Here is a 1869-nt window from a genome sequence, read left to right on the forward strand (position 1 = left end):
TCTCCAAGACCGTTGGTAGTCAGTAAGACGATCAATGGCTGCCGCGAACCCGCAAGTCACGAGCCCGCAGTGCGTCCTAGATCAAGTAAGTTCGGGTTAGAAGGTGAGGGCGCGGACGGTGAGGTCGGTGGGCCTGACGGGCGACGCCACAGAATGGGCCCGGATGCGCCGGGCCAGGGCCGGGCTCGGCCAGCGGGTCGTCTCCGGCCAGTCCGGGGACTCCGACCAGCGGACGCCATCGAGCCGCGCCCCGGTCAGGTCGGCCCCGGTGAGGTCGGCGCCAGTGAGATCGGCCCTGTGGAGGTTCGCGCGCGTGAGAACCGCGCCGACAAGGCGGGCCTCGCTGAGGTGGGCGCTGGTCAGGATGGCGTCCTCGAGCCGGGCACCTGTCAGGTTCGCGTTGGCGAGGTCCGCGCCGTCAAGGTTGGCCCGGGACAGGCGGGCTCCGGCGAGGTCGGTCGCGGTGAGCTTCGTCTTGGCGAGGATCGCGCCCGTCAGGTCCGCGCCGGTGAGGCGGGCCGCCATGAAGTCGGCGAACGTCAGGTCCCGGCCGGCGAGGCGGGCGCCGACGAGCTGGGCGCCCGAGTAGTGGGCGACGGTCCAGTCGATGATCCTTTCGACGCGTTGCGGTACCAGTTCCGTCGGTTCGTCGCTGGCGGGCGGCGGGGCCCAGCCAGGGCGGCACTCCGGGTAGAAGGTGGGCAGCGGACCGCCGGGTGCTGGCCGCGGCCCGTGGGCGATCTCGTCGTCGGCGCGGTGGACGACGTCGGGCGCCGGCGAGGCCGGCCAGATGCTCACCGCGTGTTCCTCGAGTGGCGGCTCGGTGTCGAAGCAGGCGGTACCGGCGGCCCGCGCGACGTCGCGTCCCCTCGCCCGCACCCGGACCCGGTACCAGCCGGGCCCGCCGGGCGTCAGGTTCCCCGGCTCGGGCCGCCCGCCCCGATCCCACTCGGCGAGCCAGACCCGGCCCGTGTTGCTGTGATGGCTGATGTCCACCACCAGGGGCCAGTCGTCGAAGTCAGGCGCAGGCTCGTCGCCGAGCACGTCGACGGTGATCCGGATCCGCCCATACTGGGTCCCGCAGACCACGGCCAGGTGCCCACCGCCCGCCCCGACGAGCGAGTTCCCCTGGAACGCCTGGCTCAGGCCGGCATCCTCGCCGATCACGTTGTGATCAATCAGGTAGTACTGGCTGTAGGCGACACGGAAGTCGTCGCTCGTCCACCTCACCGGCAGATCATCCCAGTCCCGATCGATCTTCCGAACACACCCGCTTCGCCCGACCCAGACCAGCGAGGTGTGCAGCTCAGGCAGCCGTCATCGGGAGTCGTCCCCGCGTGCCGAATCTGCAACGCGCCCGTTTCAGATTGAAGCAGATCACCTGCCGCTGTTTTTATGTATCCCTTACCGCCGCATCACCCACTATCCCGCCCCCGCCACCGACCCCGGGCCGTACCACCGCCCACCGCCGACGACACCGCGCGGGACGAAACCCGCGGGTATGCTCAGAGCGACTGCGAACCCTTCAGGAGTCACCGCCCTTTCCCCGGCACCTATGGGGGTGGCGGCTACGCCGCCACCCCCAAGGACTTCAGTCCCTTGGTACCCAGTCTGGCGGATTCCTTGACCACAGGCATTGATCACTTCGGCAAATCTCACGATTCCAACGTCGCGTAGACGTTCACGCCCCACCAAAACCTGTTCCACGGGACGCGTCGCAACGGCTCCGCTGCGCTGGGATGCGCGGCGTCGACGAAGAAGAGCACGCTGTCGACCCAGGGCTTCGGCGAGGTAGCTCACCGCGTTGGTCTGTCGCAGGCTGTGACGAGGAGTGGGAGCACCCGGTCGCGGTTGGCAGCGACCTGCTCG

At 69.5% G+C, this 1869-nt stretch carries 1 protein-coding gene; it reads right to left on the bottom strand.

Going from position 1 to position 1869, the window contains the following annotated elements; translation table 11 throughout:
- Window positions 1-96: 96 nt before the first annotated feature.
- Window positions 97-1230 carry a pentapeptide repeat-containing protein gene (locus BCD48_RS21560; protein ID WP_071050210.1) on the bottom strand — a complete coding sequence of 378 codons (1134 nt, stop codon included), beginning with the start codon at window positions 1228-1230 and terminating at the stop codon, window positions 97-99.
- Between the last annotated feature and the right edge of the window lie 639 nt (window positions 1231-1869).

The organism is Pseudofrankia coriaricola (genome assembly GCF_001854805.1).
Classification (GTDB): domain Bacteria; phylum Actinomycetota; class Actinomycetes; order Frankiales; family Frankiaceae; genus Pseudofrankia.